At 42.7% G+C, this 14,180-nt stretch carries 13 protein-coding genes; 4 read left to right on the top strand and 9 right to left on the bottom strand.

The window, feature by feature from the left end:
* Positions 1 to 443: 443 nt before the first annotated feature.
* Positions 444 to 2,873, top strand: coding sequence for a PhoX family protein (locus QH73_RS13570; protein WP_039713359.1), 2,430 nt, complete (start codon positions 444 to 446; stop codon positions 2,871 to 2,873).
* Positions 2,848 to 2,970 carry a hypothetical protein gene (locus QH73_RS28805; protein ID WP_286194107.1) on the top strand — a complete coding sequence of 41 codons (123 nt, stop codon included), beginning with the start codon at positions 2,848 to 2,850 and terminating at the stop codon, positions 2,968 to 2,970. The genes QH73_RS13570 and QH73_RS28805 overlap by 26 nt, the downstream gene beginning before the upstream one ends.
* 195 nt (positions 2,971 to 3,165) lie before the next feature.
* On the opposite strand, the gene QH73_RS13565 is transcribed toward QH73_RS28805, so the two are convergent.
* Entirely contained in the window at positions 3,166 to 3,399 is a 234-nt protein-coding gene (locus QH73_RS13565; RefSeq protein WP_039713360.1) for a hypothetical protein, read from the bottom strand.
* A 21-nt stretch (positions 3,400 to 3,420) separates the two neighbouring features.
* Between QH73_RS13565 and QH73_RS13560 the strand changes: the two genes are divergently transcribed.
* Complete coding sequence (locus tag QH73_RS13560; protein ID WP_039713361.1) at positions 3,421 to 4,149, top strand: DUF4336 domain-containing protein; 729 nt, start codon at positions 3,421 to 3,423, stop codon at positions 4,147 to 4,149.
* Positions 4,150 to 4,179: 30 nt separating this feature from the next.
* Here QH73_RS13560 and QH73_RS13555 read toward each other — a convergent pair whose 3' ends face one another.
* From QH73_RS13555 to QH73_RS13525, 7 genes are all read right to left on the bottom strand, one after another.
* Positions 4,180 to 5,778 (bottom strand): iron uptake porin, encoded by a 1,599-nt coding sequence (locus tag QH73_RS13555; protein WP_309476480.1) that lies wholly within the window; start codon positions 5,776 to 5,778, stop codon positions 4,180 to 4,182.
* 116 nt (positions 5,779 to 5,894) lie between these two features.
* Positions 5,895 to 6,842 (bottom strand): lysylphosphatidylglycerol synthase transmembrane domain-containing protein, encoded by a 948-nt coding sequence (locus QH73_RS13550; RefSeq protein WP_039713362.1) that lies wholly within the window; start codon positions 6,840 to 6,842, stop codon positions 5,895 to 5,897.
* 56 nt (positions 6,843 to 6,898) lie between these two features.
* Positions 6,899 to 8,533, bottom strand: coding sequence for a hypothetical protein (locus tag QH73_RS13545; RefSeq protein ID WP_039713363.1), 1,635 nt, complete (start codon positions 8,531 to 8,533; stop codon positions 6,899 to 6,901).
* A 39-nt stretch (positions 8,534 to 8,572) separates the two neighbouring features.
* Entirely contained in the window at positions 8,573 to 9,550 is a 978-nt protein-coding gene (locus QH73_RS13540) for a glycosyltransferase family 2 protein (protein ID WP_039713364.1), read from the bottom strand.
* Between the two features lie 127 nt (positions 9,551 to 9,677).
* A complete protein-coding gene (locus QH73_RS13535; protein ID WP_039713365.1) occupies positions 9,678 to 10,094 on the bottom strand; it encodes a glycosyltransferase family protein in 417 nt (138 codons plus the stop codon).
* A 98-nt stretch (positions 10,095 to 10,192) separates the two neighbouring features.
* Complete coding sequence (locus tag QH73_RS13530; RefSeq protein WP_039713366.1) at positions 10,193 to 10,867, bottom strand: response regulator transcription factor; 675 nt, start codon at positions 10,865 to 10,867, stop codon at positions 10,193 to 10,195.
* Complete coding sequence (locus QH73_RS13525; RefSeq protein WP_039714481.1) at positions 10,860 to 12,317, bottom strand: sensor histidine kinase; 1,458 nt, start codon at positions 12,315 to 12,317, stop codon at positions 10,860 to 10,862. The genes QH73_RS13530 and QH73_RS13525 overlap by 8 nt, the downstream gene beginning before the upstream one ends.
* A 186-nt stretch (positions 12,318 to 12,503) precedes the next feature.
* Here QH73_RS13525 and QH73_RS13520 point away from each other — a divergent pair, with 186 nt between their 5' ends.
* Positions 12,504 to 13,325 carry a SirB1 family protein gene (locus QH73_RS13520; RefSeq protein ID WP_039713367.1) on the top strand — a complete coding sequence of 274 codons (822 nt, stop codon included), beginning with the start codon at positions 12,504 to 12,506 and terminating at the stop codon, positions 13,323 to 13,325.
* Positions 13,326 to 13,408: 83 nt separating this feature from the next.
* Here QH73_RS13520 and QH73_RS13515 read toward each other — a convergent pair whose 3' ends face one another.
* Positions 13,409 to 13,876 carry an SRPBCC family protein gene (locus tag QH73_RS13515; RefSeq protein ID WP_039713368.1) on the bottom strand — a complete coding sequence of 156 codons (468 nt, stop codon included), beginning with the start codon at positions 13,874 to 13,876 and terminating at the stop codon, positions 13,409 to 13,411.
* Positions 13,877 to 14,180: the final 304 nt, after the last annotated feature.

The raw sequence follows: 14,180 nt of genomic DNA, 5'->3' as shown, positions 1-14,180 counted from the left end.
TCTCATTAAACGAACAAATCAAATTGTGCGAATAACTAAATAGAGATATTTGCTCAACATTCTTTAGAAAAGAGAACTGGAGGAATCCGAAGTAAAAAATTGACTCAGTATTAACCGAGTGATTAACTCACCTTAATGTTGCAGGATTATCGTAACTAAGGCAACAATTTTGTTTGAAAATTAAGTTTCTGTCTCGATAGTTAGTAGTAGAGAAAAAACGAGAGCAGGTCTTTTGGTTACAGCTCGATGCCAAGCTTTGTTCAATGGGTTTGTTATTAAAAATACATAAGCTCGTAAAAGAAGGCGCGGAGTACAAACTTTGCGATCGCGTTGAAACTTGACGGAATCAAAAGCCAGTAGCACTCTGCACTCTCTACTAACAATCGCAATACAGACATTTTCAAACTTGAGGATCTGGCGATTCCGAATCAAGAGGGAGTTTCATGTCTAGAATTACTCGGAGGCAGCTGTTAGTTTTCTTCGGTGCGGGTGTTGGTGCTGCTGCTTTCTCACCCGTGCTAGAGAATAAATTGTTTGGTGCTGGTTCTAGCACCGCCCAAGCAGCTGAGGCTTTATCGTTCACCCCTGTACGATTGCCCCATCCGTTACCCATTTATCAACAACTGCCTAGTTACCTACCAGCAGGCAGCGAAAAAGGGCAAGTTTTACAACCATCGGCAGATGCGAGATTGACAAAATATACCGTGTACGACGATGTTATCGTACCACCAGAATACGAGCGGTACGTCATTGTTGGCTGGGGCGATCGCGTCTTCCCCAACCCAGACGATTATTTTGGTTATAACTGCGATTACACTGGTTTTATTCCTATCAGTGGTAACGGCGATCGCAATATTACTGACGGTAGCAGCTACGACAGCATTGCTGTTAAAGACGGCTACTTGTGGGTGAACCACGAATACGTTTCCTACCCGATTTCCTTCCTCGCGCCTGAAACCCCAGAAGATCTGGCAGGGTTCTCCGAATCTTTCCCTTATTTAGGAATTAATATTAGCGAGAAAAACCGCACCTTACTAGGTGAGTTTCTCTACAACATGGGTGGCTCGATTGTCAGAATCCGCCAAGGTAATGACCGACGTTACAGCGTTGTCAAAGACCCGAAAAATCGCCGCATCCACGCCTTGTCAGGCTTAGGAATCAACAGCGATCGCACTGATGCTTACAAAGAAGTCACATCCTGGGGCGAAAAAAGCTACCAGAAAGGCGATCTCAACTACCTCATCGGTACGGGTACGGCTGCTAAGGATGTATTTGAAGCCGTTAACACCGATGGATTGGGTAGCAAAATCATCGGTACGGGACACAACTGTTCTGGTGGTACAACTCCTTGGGGAACGATCGTGTCCGCAGAGGAGAACTTCCAAGCTAGTGAAGAGTTCTTCGTCGGAGTTACAGAAGCAGTTCTGCCTAACGGTACGCAGACAGAATACACCGAAGGCACGACTGGAGCTGAATTCGGTATGGTCGGGGAAAAATACGGCTGGATGGTCGAGATCGATCCCGCCGATCCCAAATGGCGATCGCGCAAACATACTGCTCTCGGTCGCTTCCGTCATGAGAATATCACTATGGTGGCGGAGTCTGGAAAAAAACTCGTTGCCTATATGGGTGACGATCGCCGTGGCGGACATACCTGGAAATTTGTCAGTGCAGAGAAGGTCAAATCCCCTGAAGACAAGAAAAATAGCGAACTATTCGAGGCAGGTACGCTCTACGTGGCTCGTTACAATCCTGATGGTACGGGTGAATGGCTACCGTTGAAGATTGGTGCGAGTACCAACCCCATTTCCCCTTCTACGCTTGGCTCGGTGGAAATTCAAGCTTTGGGTAAAGCGACGCGCAACGCACTGCTACCATTACCGCGACGCAATGGCATTGCTGCACAAACAAAAGATGGTGGCAAGTACAACATTACGACCGAGAATGAAGCTACGGCTTTAAAAGACTACCAAGGTAAGAAACTCTCAGATTTCTATACCAGTCAAGGCGCGGTGTTAGTTGATGCTTTCTTAGCTGCTAACCTCATCGGTGGTACTCCTACCGCTCGTCCTGAAGATTTGGAAATCAATCCTCGCAATTCGAGGGAAGTCTTCATCGCTTATACCGATGGTGCGCCAGGTAGCGATGGTTATCCAGATTCTCGGATATTTGTTGTCTCTAAATACAGCAAAGATGTCAACGCGGGACAGCCTTCAGGAGAACTGTTTAAGATTACTGAAAACAGCTCCGATAATACAGGTCTAACTTTCCGTTGGGAACGCTTAGCCAAAGGTGGGGAAGCAGGAGCCGAGCCAGGAGACGGTTTTGCTAACGTGGATAACCTCGCCTTCGACAGCCAAAATAACGTCTGGGGTGTCACGGATATGTCCACTGGCGCTCATAACGGTTTTGGTGAAGGAGCAGAAGCAAAACCACTCAACATCGACCATACAGTAGTTGGAGCTGTGGTAGAAGGTGCGTCCTCCGATCTCAACATTCAAACATCCGATTTAATTGGAGTTTTCGGTAACAACTGGCTGTTCTACATTCCTCTAGATGGTGAGAATGCAGGGCAGATCGTCCCGTTTGCCTATGGTCCCCCGCGCTGCGAAATGACAGGACCTACCTTTGTCAGCGATACCTTAATTATTGCCGTGCAGCACCCTGGGGAAAACTGCCCCTTCAATCCGCCTCAAAGTCTCAATCGAGATATTGAGATGCTGAATTTGGATGGAACTCTGTTCACGCAAAACAGAACTGTCCCACGCGGTAGTAATTGGCCTAGCAATTTAGCGGGAGATCTTTACGGACCACCCCGTCCTTCGGTCATCGGCATTCGTCGTAAAAATGGTAAAGGCGATCGCTTTGTTTAATAGTTATCAGTTGTCAGTTATCAGTTATCAGTTACCAGTTATCAGTTATCAGTTACCAGTCACTTACGACTTACGACTTACGACTTACGACTTGTAACCAGTGACTAGTTATTAGTAGGGGGGGGTAATACTTACCCTACTTTTTTGTTACTAAATTATAAAAAATTTCTTCATTTATTCACTCAGATAAGTTTCCTTAAGTTATCTTGCAAATGGCTTCATGATAATCCTACGTGGGAGTATTTAGCATTAGGACGATCGCGCTTATCTGGGTTATGCGATCGCCTTAGTATTAGCTCCCAATTTTCTCATTCGTCGGATCGCAATCGGGAAAAAGCGGTTGAAGATAGCGAATTAAGATGTGTTTGGTTTCAGTCACGATCTGCTGTCGCAACCGTTCTGTTTGGGCAAGGGATAATAGCTGTAAGGCTCCAGTAATTTCTACGCTGACTAAAGCCGCTAGCTGGCGTTGCTCTGGTTCCATCTGCGGTTGTCGCAAGGCAAAAAAAGCTGCTTTTGGATTCAATACACTCCAAACACTAACCTTATGCTGAGAAAAATCGATCGAAATATCTGGGTTGGCGAACGGGAATTTAAGTTTTTCGGTCTAGAAGTGGGAACGAGAATGACAGTAATTCGCCTTGACAATGGCGAACTTATAATTATTTCTCCCATTGATGTTGATGAAATAACTATCCAGCAAATTAACGAATTGGGCAACGTCACCACAATTATCGCGCCAAATTGCTATCATCATCTTTTTATCACTAACTTCAAGTCGATTTATCCTAATGCTGAGATTTGGGTTGCTCCAGGTTTAGACTTGAAAAGACCAGATATAACGAGCGATCGCATCCTCAATGAATGTGGTAAAATTGGCAATTTGAATGAAGTTGAATATCTCTTATTCGCCGGATTTCAAACTATAGGTATCGGCAATTCGGGAGTATTAAATGAAATTGTATTTTGGCATCGAGAAAGCCAAACTTTGATATTAACTGATACGGCGTTTCATTTTGATGCTGATTTTTCCTGGCAAACGCGCTTAATTGCCAAAGTTTTAGGAGGCGATCGCCAGTTGGAACCAACATTATTAGAAAAACTTGCTTGTCGCGATAAAACACAGGTAAAACACTCAATTCAAAAAGTTCTTTGCTGGGATTTTCATCGAGTCATCATGGCTCATGGCAGCATTATTGAACGTGATGGTAAGCGTCAATTACAAGCAGGATATGAAAAGTTTTTATCTACAAAAAATCTACAGATAGCTCGTTAGTAATTCGATAGTCATGACCGGGACTCTTAATTAGAATTCAAAAGTAGTACGAATTGTCCCAACATATAAAGTATCGTTATTGTTATCGTGTTCGGGATTGATAATGGCTAAGAAACCTGGAGTCATTGAAATTTGTTCGCTGAGTTGCAAGCGGTAGAATGCTTCAAAATGCCAAGCTGTATTGCGGTCTTGAAAATCTGTGCTGAGATCGCTGTTAGTGACCTTGGGTGGTTGACCGATAACAATTCCACCCAAGCTACCCTCTTTCCCCAAGTCAGGAAAGGCAAGGGTGACAGCATAGTTAAAAATTTCTGCGGTTGGATTACCTGGTAAATCTGCGGCTGTCGCATTTGTCAAACCTATCCATCCACCGATCGCAAATTTAGGATTAATCTGCCAAGTTGTCGCAATACCATAAGAATTTGCTCGGATAGCATCGCTGTTTTCATCAAAAGGATCGTTGGCTAGTTCGCTTCCCGTACCTGTATCTAGCTGGTTGTAGGAATGTACGTAAGTTAAACCTAACTCAAATCGATCGCTATACTCAAAATACAATTGCGCGATCGCACCGTAAGCACTACCACCAATTCCAGATTCCGGTTCGTTAGCATCTTCTGCGACATATCCTAGTTGCAGAGAAATCTCCTCAGTTAAATCGTATTCCACACCTACTCCCGTACCTGAACCTTGTCTGTATATCGGATTGCGCCTGCCAAAGCGGGATACTGCCCCCCGACTGCTACTATCAAGGAAAGTATTGACGGTATCGGCAAAGTCATCTATGCCGCTACCGAAGATTCCAGCGTAAACTGTAGTTTGTTCGCCAACGGGAAAGCGGTACTCAATGCGAGTTAATTCAAACTGATTCTCGCTATCCCCTTCAAATCCCAATCGCGCCATTGTTGTCCCTGCCGCATCTTCAACTCCTGGGAAGTTATTCGCTTGTATACGCACCCTCAGACGATCTTCCCCCATGAAACTAGAATTAAAAGTTAGTCGCACGCGATCGCTCAAAACTAAATTGCTATCAACTTTTTCGCCACTACCATCGGCTTTTTCCGCACCTACAGCGCCACTGACAGAAAAGATGACTTGACCTGAGAGAGTTGTGGTTGTAGAAAATTGTTGTGCTTCAAGCAGTTGGGTTTGACTTTCTAATCCCTCTACTCGTCTTGTTTGTAGACTAGCTAATTCAGTCGCAAATTCTGTTTGCAATCTTTGCAATTTGGTGATGTCTGTTTGACTCACTCGTTTAGCGTCACCTGTAGCAATTAGTTTTGCGATCTCCGTGAGAATAGGATCTAAAGTAGCGGCAAATTCATAACGTGTGAAGCTGCGATCGCCGTTAAATTCAATTGTCGTATTATAGCGTTGGCTCAGAAATTTTAATGTTTGCCACTGCCAATCATGAGCGCTAATATTGTCGAGTTGGGAAACAGGAGTTATGCGATCGAGGCTGTTAGATTCATAAGGTGCAATCTCCTGAAAACTAGAAGATAAGTTATTTGCTTGCTCTAAACCTGTGTTTTCTTGCTTCAATTCGCTGGCAAATACGCTATTTGTTAGTGCAAGCGTTGCACTAAATACAAATACGATTGTACGAATATTATTACTAATAATCTGTAACACGATTCCTGCGACTAGAAACACTCAATAGAATATACATGAATTTTTTTCACAGGTGCAAGACTACCATATGAAAGTAATAAACTCATGAATTTAAGATGAGAAAAATCTCATTTTTACTACTCTTGAGAAAGATTACGAACAGTCGTTAAATATTTTCCTAAGAAAGGTAAACCACCAATCGCAGGTAGTAAGTAGCGAGACGTGCATAGTAAACCTAAAGCTGCTGCCGTAGGAGCATTGAAATAGGGTTGGTAGAACGCAATTAATGCAGCATCGCGAGTACCAACACCAGCAAATGTCAGCGGTAATAATCCGGCTAAAATCGCTAATGGAGAGAGAGCGAGATTGGCTAAAAATGGTGTCCAGGCTTTTAGAGCCAGAATGAAGAACCAAATCTGTAATAGATGTAAAAACCAAATAAAAATAGACGTTAAAGCAATTTTGAATAAATTGGCTCGATCGCACCAAAAGTACTTATGCATTTCCTCCCAAGAAAATTGCAAGTTTTGAAGTTTAATTTTAAGTTTTTTAGTGGCAATCGCTTTACTTAAGACAAAAAATATTTGGGCAAATTTACGAAAACTAAGTAAGAGTAACCCAAGGGTTAGACCTAATCCCACACCTACTGTCATTAGCCAAAATAACCAATTTTTATCAGGATAAAGAATTAAACCAAAAACACACCATAATAATAATGATAGTAAATCGCAAGTTTTCTCAAAAACTACTAAAGATAAAGACAAAGAGCCAGTTAAATGCCCCTGTTGCCGCATAAAATAAGCTTTAGCAATATCGCCCATTTTTGAAGGTAAGACCATATTAAGGACGCTAGCAGCTAAAATTAATTTATTTGCTTCCCCAAAGCTTAATTGAGCTTGTTTAGGAGTTAATTGCTGCAATCGCCATGCTGTAATAGTTGTTATAGGTACGACCATACATAGACTGATTATCATCCAGTAAATGTTTGAGTTTTGAAATACTTCGATGAGATTAGTAAAGTCTATTTTCCAATAAATAATTACTAAAATTATTAAGCTAACTGCAATAGAAATTATTCGTTTCATATCTAGAACTAAAAAATTTTCAATTTCTTGGAGAGATGATGTATCAACAATACTTTCTAAAAATATCGTTCTAATTTTAGCAATTCGCCTGGGGCGAGTTGTTTGACTTCTTCAGCCAAATTCCATTCAGTTTGCAATTGACCGATTTGAAAAGTTCGACTCATGACAACATAAATTGAAGTGCGATCGCAACCAATATCAGCAGCTATAACGTTTCTCCAATTCTGCGCTTTCAGTTCGTCAAGTACGTGTAATTTCCCATTTTCCCAAAGCAGTTGACGTTGGAACCAAAATGGTGCGTCTTTCTTACCAACGATCAACACTTTTTGTAACAGCTTCCGAATCAAATTAGGAAAAAATCGTCCGAAGCCCAGCATTACTATGCGTAATATCATTAAGTTGGCTGGTGTCATTTGTTTTTGTTTCGCCCATCCCAACTGTCCTTGAATTGTAATTTTGTTTTGTTCTAGAGCGATCGCATAATTTCCTACTAAATGTCCGACTGCATTCTTAATTTTTTTACCTTCTTTAACCAAAAGTGAAAACTGAGTATCTGATGCGATTAACTGGTTGTTACGAAATAGTTTGAACGTACCTCCCTTATTCAATGCTAAGTAGAGTTCGTACGTTGGAGAGTTGTTAGAGGCGCACGACTGTGCGCCCGTACTAGGGAGTCGATCTATCAAAATTCTCGCTTCGGGTAGCCAAATTCTACCTATAGGACGAGATTGAGATAAAGGACGTTGAGGAACAAAATCGCGCCAAGCTAACAAGTAATTCCAAGCATGATGTCCGATAATATGGTCGTCACTATAACAAGGTGCTAAACCATTAGCTAATCCATTTAGAAAAGCATCATTAATTCTTAAAGCATCTGGAAACCATTGCCCGACTAATTCAAAACCATGAGGAAAGAAATTATATGTATTGCGACTAGTATATTCTCCCCCGTAGGAACCATCGGGATGTACGAACTGAGCAGCTAGTTCAACTGCTTTGATTAATGCCTCTTTGATGCGAATATCAGGTTTAATTTGATAAATTCGCGCTAAACAAGAAATAGTTAAAGTATGGTAGCCAGGATCGCAACCTTCATATTCTTGAAACCAGCCTTCGCTACTTTGCCAAGCTAAAACTCGTTCTAAGCGCTGAACTTTTGCCCGATCCCAGTGAGAGGTTCTTAATAGATTTGAAAGTAATTCAAAACACAAAACAATCAAGGCTTGGTGATTGGTGAGTTTACCACTTTCATGATGTTTTGCCAACCAATCAGCACGTTTAGTAAAAAATTGCAGAGCGATAGGATTATTGAGTTTTAATAGAGTGTAGCTATCAATACAGGCAAGCAGAGAAAAAGCCGCTGCACCAGCAGCTCGTTCGTAGGGAAAATAATCGTCACAGGAACCATCTTTATGAGCGCTACGAGCAGCATATAAAATTCCTGCTTCCACCCACTGAGGAACGATCTTTTGGCGGTAAAAAGGGTTATCTGGTAAATCTGTATCGTATGCCAAAGCAAGAGGTAAGACAAATTCTTGCGCCATCCCGCTGGGAAAATCGATAATTTTATAATGCCAAAAATTGCGATCGCAACATCCATAAGTAGGGCTGTGAACATTACGATCCATCAAGGTTAAAATTTTAGGAATTTGGGCGATCGCTTCTCTAGCAAAAAGATTTTTATTTGGCACTGTTAATTGGTATTGGTAATTGGTAATTGATAATTTTTTTTATTCTCCCCGACTCCCGACTCCCGACTCCCGACTCCCTTCAATATCCGCCCGTCGCAGTCGCAGTTGAATTTCTTCTAAGACTTTGCGGTTGACTGCTAAAAGATCGGCAACTAAGCCAAAAAGCCACAATTGTACGCCAGTAATAATTAAAATTGCAGCTAAAATTAAGCTAGGAATACGAGTACGAGTTGTACCATCAAGAAAAAATATCAGCCATCGAATCCCCAGTAATGTACCCAAGCTAAAAGGAATGCTGCCTAAAATTGTGAAGAATTTTAGGGGCTGATATGTCATGAAAATGCGTAAAATTGTAAAGAGCGATCGCTGAATGTAAGTTGGAATGTTTTTAACTAAACGCGAAGGTCTGAGATATTTATTCGTTCTAATCGGAACGGCAGTCATCGGAATACCTTTTTGTCCAGCTTGAATGATTGTTTCTAGCGTATAAGTATATTCGTTAAATACATTTAATTGCAGTGCTGCTGCTCGACTAATTGCTCGAAAACCGCTGGGTGCGTCGGGAATGTTCGTGTTGCTAGCAAGGCGAACTACCCAACTGCCTAATTTTTGTAAAACTTTTTTAGTTGGGGAAAAGTGTTTGATTTTATAAATTGGTCGCGTGCCAATGACAATTTCTGCTCTACCTAATAAAATAGGAGCAATCAATTTAGGAATATCGTCAGCACAATATTGATTATCTGCATCAGTATTAACAATAATATCAGCTCCTGCGATTAAACAGGCTTCTATCCCTGCCATAAAGGCTTTTGCGAGTCCTTGATTGTGGTTCAATCTCACTATGCGATCGACCCCAAAATCTTTAGCAACTGCAAGTGTTTTATCCGTACTACCATCATCAATTACCAACCATTCTACACAGCTAATTCCAGGTATTTCACGCGGTAAAGCCGAAAGAGTAATTCCTAAAGTTTCTGCTTCGTTATAACAAGGAATTTGAATAATTAGCTTGGTCATACGGTAATATATACAGAATTCATAAGCTTTTTAGTTGTTTGTGAGTGGCTGGTAGCTAGTGGCTAGTGGCTAGTTTTTTTTCTAATCACCAGCCACTCAACACTAGTCACTTTCTTAAAATACTAAATTAAAATGTAACAATTACCCCTTCGCGATCGCCTGTATATTCGTAGGTTCTTATTTTACCTTCAGCTAGTTGCGGCTGAATAACTTCTTTGATAATGGTAAAAGTACAACTATTATTGCCAATATCAATTTGCAACTTATTGCTGAGAAACTGATATTCTATATCGTTTATATAGTTGGCACACATCGTTTTTACCTGCTTATTACTATTGACTAAATCTTGAATATCTTCAATTTTCTTTTTATATTCTTCTGGTGGTTCTGGCGGTTCGGCAGGTCGGCTAGGATTTCTAGGAGTGCGTCGCGGAAGTTTAAAAGAAGGATTGTTGTCTGAGTTAGGAGAGGTAGATTGCGCTGCCACAATTGCAGGCAATGTCAGAAAAGCGATCGCGGCGATCGAGCTAAGAATTAAACGCATAATTAAATTTACAGTTTATGAGATTAACCGGGAAGTCGTAGGTCGGAATTGACTGATAACTGATAACTGATAACTGACAACTGATAACTGACAGCTATTCACTGCTGACTAACGAAACGGTATCCCATACCTCGGACGGTTTCAATCAGATGAGAACTGATTTTTTTGCGTAAATAGCCAACATAAACATCAACGATATTAGAACCAGGATCGTAGTCGTAGCCCCAAACAGCACTGAGGAGTTGCTCGCGGCTGAGGACTTGATTGGGATGCCGCAGAAATGTTTCGATCAACGTAAATTCCTTAGCAGAGAGTTCGACTGAGCGATCGCCAATTCTAACTTGTCGCAGCCGCAAATCTAGGACAAGACTACCTGCTTTGAGTTCCGCAATCTCCTTCGTGACATTCTGAGTTTTGTCGCGTAACCGCAAACGCACCCTTGCTAACAGTTCTTCAAACCGAAATGGCTTGGTCATGTAGTCATCAGCACCTCCCTCTAGTCCCGCTACTTTATCATTCACATCGTCGCGAGCAGTGAGAATGACGATCGGTAAATATTCTCCTTGACCGCGCAATGTTGATAATATCGTCCAACCGTCTTGTCGCGGTAGCCCTATATCGAGAATCATGAGGTCAAAATCTTTACTATTGGCTACAAGTAAAGCTTCATCGCCATCCCGAACTACTGAGACTGTGTAGCCATTGGCTTTTAGCCCTTTTTCAATAAAAGCGCTAATCCGGGGTTCATCTTCGACGATTAAAATTCTACTCATGAGATGATATCTCTGATGTGGGTTCGACAGGAAGTACGATGGTAAAAGTAGAGCCGCGACGAGGACGACTACTTAGTTCAATTTTGCCACCGTGAGCTTGAGCGATCGCCCGCACGATTGCCAAGCCTAAGCCAGCACCTTCAGAACGCCTTTGACTTCTGGTAGTGCGAGCAAAGCGTTCAAAAATTCTTTGTTGGTCTGCTAGAGAAATACCTTCGCCCGTATCGCGCACCCATAACCGTACCCAATTGTGTCTCTGCATACAGCCTAAAGCGATCGTATCTCCCGTTGTCGTGTGTTGGGTGGCATTCTGAGCCAAGTTTATCATTGCTTGGGTGAGGCGCTGACGGTCGGCAATAATTGTCCCTGGACTATGGCGATCGATCTGCCAGTGACGATCCGTTGATAGGGCGATCGCTTTAGAGTAAATTTCTGCTACCAAGGTAGTCAGATCTAATCTTTCCAGCTTTAAAAAGTTTGGTTGCTCCGCCTTGGCGAGGAGTAACAGATCGTCAACAAAACGACTCATGCGATCTAATTCGTCTGTCACTAAGGCTACAGTTTCCTCTCGTTCTTGGGGATCGTCGCCCATGAGTTCCAAGTGACCGCGAATAATAGTTATTGGCGTTCGCAGTTCGTGACTGGCATCGTTAATAAAGTTGCGTTGGCTGCTGAAAGCAGCTTGGAGGCGATCGAGCATTTCATTAAAAGTCGTTGCTAGTTCGGCAATTTCATCCGACCCCTTGACAGGAATGCGACGAGTCAGGTCAGATTCGCGAATCGAGCGTGCAGTTTCCGTGAGTAAATGTAGAGGAGTCAGCGTTCTACCTGCCACTAACCACGCAAGGATAGCTGCCCCAATAATGACAAAAATTTTGACTTGAATAATCACTGCCATTGCTTCATCCACTTCTTGGCGTTCCCCTGCTGTCAGTTGAGCTACCACAAAGACACCGTGAGTTTCATCTCTAATAATGGGGGCGGCGCGATAAACGATCGTGCCTGCGGTCGTCTCTCTGGCTCCCTGCTCTGGCTTGGTCAATTTACCAAAATATTGAATTAGCTCTGAATTCTGTTTTAGTGGCTCTGGTAGCGCTCTAGGGCTAGAGCGATCGATTTCACCTTCAATGATGGCAATCAAAAACTCATCGTCATCGGGAATGTTGCGATTGAGAAAAACTCTAAACAAAGCTTTAAGGTTATGTTGAAAAGGTTTTCCCGTGTTGGGATCTTTGCCATTAGCTAAAACTCGAAACTCCTTTACTTCCTGCAACAAAGAGTTTTCATGTCTTGTCTCTAGGCGCGCCAGTAAGACTTGCCGGATGACCAAGGTGGAAAGAAACGCACTAAAAGTTAACAGCAAGACATACCAAATTAAAATGCTGGTACGCAAGCTATAAAAGATCCGCCGCCATTGTTGAGTTTCGTCGAAACGATTTGGTGGTGACACTTCTGTTTGTGATTGCTCAAACCTATTGCAGAATTTTTGACCTCGATCGCTGACTTCCCACGTTTGTTGTGTCTGATGCAACTATCTGTGGTTGAGTTCCATAAGACTGACCTTAAGGATGCACCATTTATAGTGTGTTGTCTGTTTTAATTTATGTAAAGAGTGCAAAATTATCCTTTGTAATTAGTGATGGTTTCGGTAGCAAGGCAATTTTTCTCTCAAGAGATCGATCGCTCTGACGAGCAGATCGATCTAGCCAAAGCAGCTCTCTACATTGCTCAGGAGGAATATCCAGAACTCGATCCAGCAGAATATCTCAACGCTCTAAATACGATGGCAGAAGAATTACTAGAGCGGCTACCCATTCAGAGATATCCGTTGCGTGTCATTCAAACTATTAATCAATACTTATATGAAGACTTGGGATTTAAAGGAAATGTTAATGAATATCACGATCCGCGTAATAGCTTCTTAAACGATGCGATCGAGCGACGGACGGGAATTCCGATTACACTATCGCTAATCTACCTAGAGTTAGCTAAGCGAATTGACTTTCCGATGGTTGGGGTGGGAATGCCGGGGCATTTCCTGATTCGTCCTGAGATACCGGAAATGGAGATTTTTGTCGATGCCTTCAATCGAGGTGAAGTACTGTTTCCTCAAGACTGTCAAGCAAAATTGAGCCAAATTTACGGACAGCCTGTAGCATTACGAGCGGAATTTTTGCGATCGGTGACTCATCGGCAATTTTTAGCACGAATGCTGACAAATTTGAAGTATATTTATTTACAACAGCAGGATTTAGAAAAAGCACTGGGAACAGTAGAAAAGATTTTGCTGTTGTTTCCAGATATCCCAGGTGAAACACGCGATCGCGGTTTAATTAACTACCAGTTGGGACATTGGTTTTCAGCCATTTCCGACTTTGAATCCTATCTTGCCCAAGCCCCCCATGCAGAAGATGCTCCAGTAATTCGCAAGTTGTTAAGTCAACTGGGAAGAGGATAGAGTTGGAAGTCGTAAGTCGTAAGTCGTAAGTCGTAAGTCGTAAGTCGAGAATTAACTGCTCCCTACTCCCTGCTCCCTACTCCCTACTCCCTGCTCCCTGCTCCCTGCTCCCTGCTCACTTCCTCAGCAACCTGCTTGAGGCGCTGGAGTTGAGTTTTCATGTCCGCTTGCGTCCAGGGGGCGGCGAAGGTGTGGAAACCCCAGCTAACGATGGGATTGGGTATATCAAATTCAAAGCGGTTAAGCAGGCGCGTTCCTTGGGATAAGGGCTGACACTCCCAGCGATCGCTACCTTGAAAAAAACCCTCAAACCCCCAGACAATTAACCCAGGAGCGCGACCGATCGTGATGCACTCTAAAGTGGGTTTGACTAAGGGAACTTGAATAATAAAACGGCTGCGGCTACCTATTTCCGTACTCCACTCGCCTACAGGTTCGCAACGCAGGGCTGGGTTCAACCACCGATGCATTAGATGCAAGTCGGTAACGCAACGCTCGACAGCCGTTGCACTAGCAGCAATCTCAATTGATTGTTCAAATATTTGTGTCATTCGTTCAGTTGTCAGTTGTTAGTTGTCAGTTGTCAGTTGTCAGTTGTCAGTTGTCAGTTGTCAGTGATGCGTGGAAGAGAGTTTTGAATGTTGAATGTTGAATTTAACTCAAAACTCAAAACTCAAAACTCAAAACTCAAAACTCAAAACTCAAAACTTTGGTCACTGGTCACTGATAACTGCTCCCTGCTTCCTCAGCTCCCTCAGCTCCCTCAGCTCCCTCAGCAACCTTGCGCTCTCTTCTCCCCCTTGTCTCCCTGATTTATCAGAAAATTTAATCATAATCTTAACGAGTAAATTGATT

The sequence above is a fragment of the Scytonema millei VB511283 genome (assembly GCF_000817735.3).
Classification (GTDB): domain Bacteria; phylum Cyanobacteriota; class Cyanobacteriia; order Cyanobacteriales; family Chroococcidiopsidaceae; genus Chroococcidiopsis; species Chroococcidiopsis millei_B.
Note: the sequence above shows the minus strand (reverse complement) of the source record. Positions and strands in the feature narration are given on the sequence as shown.

What these genes read in the sequence shown, in the direction of transcription:
- QH73_RS13535 (WP_039713365.1), bottom strand. Translation starts at nt 10,094, where the DNA reads ATGCGTTTAATTCTTAGCTCGATCGCCGCGATCGCTTTTCTGACATTG.
- QH73_RS13540 (WP_039713364.1), bottom strand. Translation starts at nt 9,550, where the DNA reads ATGACCAAGCTAATTATTCAAATTCCTTGTTATAACGAAGCAGAAACT.
- QH73_RS13570 (WP_039713359.1), top strand. Translation starts at nt 444, where the DNA reads ATGTCTAGAATTACTCGGAGGCAGCTGTTAGTTTTCTTCGGTGCGGGT.
- QH73_RS13530 (WP_039713366.1), bottom strand. Translation starts at nt 10,867, where the DNA reads ATGAGTAGAATTTTAATCGTCGAAGATGAACCCCGGATTAGCGCTTTT.
- QH73_RS13560 (WP_039713361.1), top strand. Translation starts at nt 3,421, where the DNA reads ATGCTGAGAAAAATCGATCGAAATATCTGGGTTGGCGAACGGGAATTT.
- QH73_RS13550 (WP_039713362.1), bottom strand. Translation starts at nt 6,842, where the DNA reads ATGAAACGAATAATTTCTATTGCAGTTAGCTTAATAATTTTAGTAATT.
- QH73_RS28805 (WP_286194107.1), top strand. Translation starts at nt 2,848, where the DNA reads ATGGTAAAGGCGATCGCTTTGTTTAATAGTTATCAGTTGTCAGTTATC.
- QH73_RS13515 (WP_039713368.1), bottom strand. Translation starts at nt 13,876, where the DNA reads ATGACACAAATATTTGAACAATCAATTGAGATTGCTGCTAGTGCAACG.